This window comes from Pseudomonas sp. Q11 (genome assembly GCF_024494355.1).
Lineage (GTDB): Bacteria > Pseudomonadota > Gammaproteobacteria > Pseudomonadales > Pseudomonadaceae > Aquipseudomonas > Aquipseudomonas hefeiensis.
Genome location: NZ_JAKNQY010000002.1, coordinates 322,090 through 329,203, shown reverse-complemented (window position 1 = coordinate 329,203; position 7,114 = coordinate 322,090). Strand labels below are relative to the sequence as shown.

Annotated in this window: 7 protein-coding genes; 5 read left to right on the top strand and 2 right to left on the bottom strand. The window is 62.5% G+C overall.

Features of this window, described 5'->3' with window-relative positions:
* The first annotated feature begins 237 nt into the window (after positions 1 to 237).
* The 4 genes from modA to MA884_RS03640 all read left to right on the top strand — a co-directional run bounded on the left by modA (position 238) and on the right by MA884_RS03640 (position 4,000).
* Entirely contained in the window at positions 238 to 990 is a 753-nt protein-coding gene (gene modA, locus MA884_RS03655; RefSeq protein ID WP_256229080.1) for a molybdate ABC transporter substrate-binding protein, read from the top strand.
* On the top strand, positions 991 to 1,671 hold the full coding sequence (gene modB / locus MA884_RS03650; protein ID WP_256229079.1) for a molybdate ABC transporter permease subunit: 681 nt from the start codon (positions 991 to 993) through the stop codon (positions 1,669 to 1,671). It abuts the gene before it with no gap.
* Between the two features lie 3 nt (positions 1,672 to 1,674).
* On the top strand, positions 1,675 to 2,754 hold the full coding sequence (gene modC, locus MA884_RS03645; RefSeq protein ID WP_256229078.1) for a molybdenum ABC transporter ATP-binding protein: 1,080 nt from the start codon (positions 1,675 to 1,677) through the stop codon (positions 2,752 to 2,754).
* Between the two features lie 220 nt (positions 2,755 to 2,974).
* Positions 2,975 to 4,000 (top strand): DNA topoisomerase IB, encoded by a 1,026-nt coding sequence (locus MA884_RS03640; RefSeq protein ID WP_256229077.1) that lies wholly within the window; start codon positions 2,975 to 2,977, stop codon positions 3,998 to 4,000.
* 10 nt (positions 4,001 to 4,010) lie between these two features.
* On the opposite strand, the gene MA884_RS03635 is transcribed toward MA884_RS03640, so the two are convergent.
* Positions 4,011 to 4,544, bottom strand: coding sequence for a DUF3087 family protein (locus MA884_RS03635; protein ID WP_256229076.1), 534 nt, complete (start codon positions 4,542 to 4,544; stop codon positions 4,011 to 4,013).
* 217 nt (positions 4,545 to 4,761) lie between these two features.
* Between MA884_RS03635 and ppnN the strand changes: the two genes are divergently transcribed.
* Positions 4,762 to 6,135 carry a nucleotide 5'-monophosphate nucleosidase PpnN gene (ppnN, locus tag MA884_RS03630; RefSeq protein WP_256229075.1) on the top strand — a complete coding sequence of 458 codons (1,374 nt, stop codon included), beginning with the start codon at positions 4,762 to 4,764 and terminating at the stop codon, positions 6,133 to 6,135.
* A gap of 171 nt (positions 6,136 to 6,306) precedes the next feature.
* On the opposite strand, the gene MA884_RS03625 is transcribed toward ppnN, so the two are convergent.
* Entirely contained in the window at positions 6,307 to 6,975 is a 669-nt protein-coding gene (locus tag MA884_RS03625) for an HAD family hydrolase (protein ID WP_256229074.1), read from the bottom strand.
* Positions 6,976 to 7,114: the final 139 nt, after the last annotated feature.

The following is a 7,114-nucleotide window of genomic DNA, read 5'->3' as shown; positions in this document are numbered from 1 at the left end:
AGCAAGATGTGTGTTCGCCACAGCCCCCCTGTGGGAGCAAGATGTGTGTTCGCCACAGCCCCCCTGTGGGAGCAAGATGTGTGTTCGCCACAGATCCCTGTGGGAGCAAAGCTTGCTCGCGATGGCGGCGGCACATTCAACATCGCCGCCACTGCCCTCTGCAAAACTCACATTCCGTTTGTCCGCCATTCGCTATATATTTCCGTATATAGCGAAACCGACCTTACGGAGCCTTTAATGCACCTCACCCGCCTCGCGCCGCTGCTGCTGACCACACTCTTTACCGTTGGCGCCGTCCAGGCCGATGAGGTGCAGGTGGCCGTGGCGTCCAATTTCACCGCGCCGATCCAGGCAATCGCCGCCGGTTTCGAGAAAGACACCGGCCACACACTGGTGGCGGCCTATGGCGCCACCGGGCAGTTTTATACCCAGATCAAGAACGGCGCACCGTTCGAAGTCTTCCTCGCCGCCGACGACACCACCCCGGCCAGGCTCGAACGCGAAGGCGACACGGTAAAGGGTTCGCGCTTCACCTATGCGGTCGGCACGCTGGCGCTGTGGTCGGCCAAGGACGGCTATGTCGACAGTCAGGGCCAAGTGCTCAAGGGCAACGGCTTCCAGCATCTCTCCATCGCCAACCCGAAAACCGCGCCCTATGGTTTGGCCGCGACCCAGGTGCTGGATAAGCTGGGGTTGACCGGGCACGTCAAAGGCAAGATCGTCGAAGGCCAGAACATCACCCAGGCCTATCAGTTCGTTTCTACCGGCAACGCAGAACTCGGTTTCGTGGCCTTGTCCCAGGTCTACAAGGACGGCAAGGTGGCCAGCGGGTCGGCCTGGATCGTCCCCGCCGAACTGCATGAGCCGATCAAACAGGACGCGGTGATCCTCGACAAAGGGCGAAACAACGCCGCAGCCTCGGCGTTCATGGATTACCTCAAGGGCCCGAAAGCCACCGCCATCATCCAAGCCTACGGTTATCAACGCTAAATGCCACTGACCAGTGCCGACTACGCCGCCATCTGGCTGACCCTGAAACTGGCATCGCTGACCATGGTGATCCTGTTGCTTATCGGCACCCCCATCGCCCTGTGGTTGTCACGGACCCAGTCCTGGCTGCGCGGGCCGGTGGGCGCGGTGGTGGCCCTGCCGTTGGTGCTGCCGCCCACGGTGATCGGCTTTTACCTGTTGCTCGCCCTGGGCCCCAACGGCTGGATCGGCCAATTCACCCAAGCCGTCGGGCTGGGCACCCTCACCTTCAGTTTCACCGGGCTGGTGATCGGCTCAGTGATCTATTCCATGCCGTTTGTGGTCCAGCCGTTGCAAAACGCATTCTCCGCCATCGGCAGTCGCCCCCTGGAAGTGGCCGCCACCTTGCGGGCTGGCCCCTGGGATACTTTTTTCAGTGTCATCCTGCCGTTGGCCCGACCTGGCTTCATCACCGCCGCGATCCTCGGCTTCGCCCACACCGTCGGCGAATTCGGCGTGGTGCTGATGATCGGCGGCAACATCCCCGAAAAAACCCGGGTGGTATCGGTGCAGATTTACGACCATGTCGAAGCCCTGGAATATGCCCAGGCTCATTGGCTGGCGGCGGCAATGCTGGTGTTTTCATTTCTTGTGCTGCTGGCGCTGTATTCCAGCCGCCGAACCCGGGCCGGCTGGAGCTGATCGATGATTCAAGCGCGTTTTCAGCTCGACCATGGGGACTTCTCCCTGGACCTGGATGTGCAACTGCCAGGCCGTGGCGTGACCGCGCTGTATGGTCAGTCCGGTTCCGGCAAAACCACCTGCCTGCGCTGCATCGCCGGGCTGGAGCGGCCGGCCCGGGGTTTCATCGAGGTCAACGGCGAAGTCTGGCAGGACAGCGAGCGCGGCGTGTTCGTGCCACCCCATCAACGGGCGCTGGGATACGTGTTCCAAGAGGCGAGCCTGTTCGCGCATCTGTCGGTGCGGGCCAACCTGGCGTTTGGCCTCAAGCGCATCGCACCGGCACAACGACGGGTGGACATGAACCAAGCGACCGAGCTGCTGGGCATCGGTCACTTGCTGGATCGACAGCCACACAACCTGTCCGGCGGCGAACGCCAGCGGGTCGGCATCGCCCGAGCCCTGTTGACCAGCCCGCGACTGCTGCTGATGGACGAGCCGCTGGCCGCCCTGGATACCCGGCGCAAGAACGAAATCCTGCCCTACCTGCAACGCCTGCACGATGAACTGGACATCCCGGTGCTGTACGTCAGTCACTCACAGGACGAAGTGGCGCGCCTGGCCGACCACATCGTGCTGCTGGACGCCGGGCGCGTGCTGGCCAGCGGGCCGATCGGCGAAACACTGGCGCGACTTGATCTGCCGCTGGCGTTGGGGGATGACGCGGGTGTGGTGGTCCAGGGCAAGGTCAGCGGTTATGACGCTGCCTATCAATTGCTGTCCCTGACCCTGCCCGACAGCCTCTTGAACGTGCGTGTCGCCCACACGCCTCTGGCCATCGGACAGCCGCTGCGCTTCAAGGTCCAGGCCCGTGACGTCAGCCTCAGCCTGACAAACGATGCCCAGACCAGCATCCTCAACCGTTTGCCCGTCACCGTGGTCAGCGAACTGGCCGCCGACAACGCCGCCCATGTGCTGATTCGGCTGGAGGCTGCCGGCACACCGCTACTCGCGCGCATCACCCGTTACTCCCGGGATCAGCTCAAGCTTCATCCGGGGCAGTTGCTGTGGGCGCAGATCAAGGCGGTGGCGGTGTTGGCATAAGTCTGCCCTTGTGGGAGCGAGCCTGCTCGCGATCGCGGTGGTTCAGTCAACATGGGTGTGAACTGATCTGACGCTATCGCGAGCAGGCTCGCTCCCACAGGTCCGGCGGTCCAACCGTGATTCGCGAGTGTTGCGGGCCACCTCAGAAACTTGGCACGACCGCCACAGGCTGCGGTCAATCAATCACAGGCTCCCCGGATTTGCTGCCAAGGATTCTTTCATGCCAGACACCCTGCTGCCGGACGCACTGCCGGCCGATCTGCATTATGTCGATGACACCGCCCCTGGCATCTCCCGCAAAAAGTTGCGGGGCAAGTTCTGTTATTTCGACCCTCAGGGCCAGCGGATCACCGATGCGGCCGAAATCCAGCGCATCAACGCCCTGGCCGTGCCGCCGGCCTACACCGAGGTATGGATCTGCACCGACCCGCGCGGTCATCTCCAGGCCACCGGCCGGGACGCTCGCGGGCGCAAGCAGTACCGCTACCACCCACGCTGGCGCGAAGTGCGCGATGCCGACAAATACTCACGAATGCTGGAGTTCGGCCTGACCCTGCCCCGCCTGCGCAAACGCCTGGAGCAAACCCTGGCCACGCCCGGATTCAGCCGCGATAAGGTCATGGCCACGGTGATCACGTTGCTGGACGTCACCCTGATCCGGGTCGGCAACCCCCAGTATGCCCGGGACAACCGCTCCTACGGCCTGACCACCCTGCGCAGCAAGCACGTCGAGGTCAACGGCAGCGCCATCGCCTTCCAGTTCCGCGGCAAGAGCGGTGTCGAACACCAGATCACCGTGAAAGACCGGCGCCTGGCGCGGATCATCAAACGCTGCCAGGAGATTCCCGGGCAGAATCTGTTCCAGTACCTGGATGAACAGGGTGAGCGTCACGCCATCACCTCCTCGGACATCAACGCCTACCTCAAGAGCCTGACCGGCGCCGATTTCACCGCCAAGGATTACCGCACCTGGGCCGGCAGCGCGGCGGCGCTGGCCGGGCTGCGAACGCTGCGCTGGGAAACCGAGACCGAAGCGAAAAAGCACGTTGTCGAGATGGTCAGGCAGGTCGCCCGGCAACTGGGCAATACGCCAACCGTCTGTCGTAAATGCTACATTCATCCGGCGGTGGTGGAGGGTTTCCTGCTCGGCGCCCTGTGGCAATTGCCCAGGCCTCGGGTACGCAAAGGCCTCAGTGCGGAAGAAGCCGGATTGGCGATGTTTTTGCAACGCATGGTCGAACGTTAAGGCGAGCCCGTCAGCGCTCGCTGTACGCCCGTTTCACCGTCTCAATCCAGGTCGGGTCCAGGCTTGGCTGATCGGTGTCGAGATTCAGCGCCTGCATTCTGGCCAAATGCTCGTCGGCCTCCCGGCTCAGTGAACCCTGGGCGCTGGAGTTGGCGTCGAGTTGATGCATCTGCGTCAGGCCCAGGTGATAGAAGCGCAACAACTTCATCGCCGCCGGGTCCTGGGCTTGCACACCGGCCGTCACCTGATGCATCACATTGGTGATGCTCATCAGGCTGCGCTTGAGTCGCCAACCGTACACCGCCGCGGCCATCCAGGGCTGCGACCAGAAATACAGCCGCATCAGTGCGACCATCATCAGCACCGCCGCAAACACCCCGCCCACGTTGAAGCGAAAATTATCGCCCCCAGGCGTGCCGAACAGCATCACGGCCAGACTGGACAACAGCATCGCCAGTGCCAGGAATGTCACGGCGACGATGAGGGTACTGCGTCGGGTCTGGCGTCGGTAGACTTCGGCGTCCCACGGTTTGAGCTCGAACATCGCGGTGCAATTTCCTTGTGCGGCGTAAAAAAAGTCCCGCATTATCGCCTGCCCGGTGGATTTAGCTATGCTGGGGCTCATTTTGTGTTGCAACCGACCCGAAGGATCCGGATCAAAGTCCATGGCGATACCGCAAGGATCGTGCGATCTTTCTGCGTGGACGTTTTTTTCAAGATGCCGTCGTTGTGCGTACGGCATCGTTTTCAAGGAAAGCTGAATGAATCAAAGACATGTAATCAACGCCTCGGTCAGCCCGAAGGGCAGCCTGGAGACTTTGTCCCAGCGCGAAGTCCAGCAACTGAGCGAAGCCGGTTCCGGCAGTATCTATACCCTCTTCCGCCAGTGCGCCCTGGCCATTCTCAACACCGGCGCCCATGTCGACAACGCCAAGACCATCCTGGAAGCCTACAAGGACTTCGAGATCCGTATTCACCAGCAGGACCGGGGTGTTCGCCTGGAGCTACTGAACGCGCCGGCTGATGCCTTCGTCGACGGCGAAATGATCGCCAGCACCCGGGAAATGCTGTTCAGCGCCTTGCGCGACATCGTCTACACCGAGAACGAACTGGACAGCCAGCGCATCGACCTCAGCTCCTCACAAGGCATCAGCGACTACGTGTTCCACCTGCTGCGCAACGCCCGCACATTGCGCCCTGGCGTGGAGCCAAAAATCGTCGTGTGCTGGGGCGGCCACTCGATCAACACCGAAGAATACAAATACACCAAGAAAGTCGGCCACGAACTGGGCCTGCGCAGCCTGGACATCTGCACCGGCTGCGGCCCGGGCGTGATGAAAGGCCCGATGAAAGGCGCCACCATCGCCCACGCCAAACAACGCATCCACGGCGGCCGTTACCTGGGCCTGACGGAGCCGGGCATCATCGCCGCCGAAGCACCGAACCCTATCGTCAACGAGCTGGTGATCCTGCCGGACATCGAGAAACGCCTGGAAGCCTTCGTGCGCGTGGGCCACGGCATCATCATCTTCCCTGGCGGCGCCGGTACGGCGGAAGAGTTCCTTTATTTGCTGGGTATCCTGATGCACCCGGCCAACCAGGACCTGCCCTTCCCGGTCGTCCTTACCGGGCCGAAGAGTGCCGCGCCGTACCTCGATCAACTGCACGCCTTTGTCGGCGCAACCCTGGGCGAGGCTGCGCAGAAGCACTACCAGATCATCATCGACGACCCGGCCGAAGTGGCCCGGCATATGACCCAGGGACTCAAGGCGGTCAAACAGTTCCGCCGCGAGCGCAACGACGCCTTCCACTTCAACTGGCTGCTGAAAATCGACGAAGGCTTCCAACGCCCGTTCGACCCGACCCACGCCAACATGGCCAGCCTGGGCCTGAGCCGCGACCTGCCTCCCCACGAACTGGCCGCCAACTTGCGCCGGGCGTTCTCGGGGATCGTGGCCGGTAACGTCAAGGACAAGGGCATCCGCCTGATCGAAGAACACGGCCCTTACGAAATCCACGGCGACGCCGCCATCATGGAACCCCTCGACCGGTTGCTCCAGGCCTTCGTCGCCCAGCACCGGATGAAACTGCCAGGCGGCGCGGCGTATGAACCGTGCTATCGCGTGGTGACCTGACCGATTCAACGATCACCAAAGATCCCACTGTGGGAGCAAAGCTTGTCCAATGTGGGAGCAAAGCTTGCTCGCGATAGCGGTTTTAAAGCCAACAGAAGTGTTGTCTGTGACGACGCTATCGCGAGCAAGCTTTGCTCCCACAGGCTCGCTCCCACAGGGGTTCTGCTGCGGTCACAGAACCGGGTTCAGCCGCATCCGGCCGGCTTCATTCACCTCAACGCCAAGCCCACGGTAATCCCTGATCTGCGGATGAAGGGTGACTACCGGGTGCGTATGCGTTGCCGTCACCACCCACACATCCGCTCCCGCCGCCTCGCCGGCTTTGATCCCCGCTTCGGCATCCTCGAACACCAGGCAATCCTGGGGGGCAACTTGCAAGCGCTCTGCAGCCAGGCGATAACAGGCAGGGTTGGGTTTGCCGTCGCTCACATCCTCGGCGGTGACCATCACCGCGGGACGTGGAATGCCGGCCGCTTCCATACGCCGCAAGGCCAGCGCCATGGGCGCCGAGGTGACGATGGCCCATTGCAGGGGCGGCAGGCTGTTCAGAAATGCCGCAGCACCGGGCACGGGCACCACTCCCTCCACGTCTTCAATTTCCTCGCGGGTAATCTGCTCGGCCTCGGCCAGGGCATCCACCCCCGGCAGGCGTTGGCGGGCGATGGTGTCGACAGCACGCACGCCGTGGATAGTCGGCAGAAAGCTCGCCACATCCACGCCATGACGAAGGGCCCAGCGCGTCCAGATCCGCTCGGCAGCGGCGATGGAGTTGAGCAGCGTGCCGTCCATGTCGAAGAGGAAGGCGCGGTAGGAAACACTGGATGGCGGGCTGGCAGACATCGAGATCCTCGGTGATGGCAGTAGGAGAATGCCGGCTACTGTAACATCGCCAGGCACTGAATCCCTGTGGGAGCAAGCCTGTGGGAGCAAAGCAAAGCCTGTGGGAGCGAGCCTGTGGAAGCAAAGCCTGTGGGAGCAA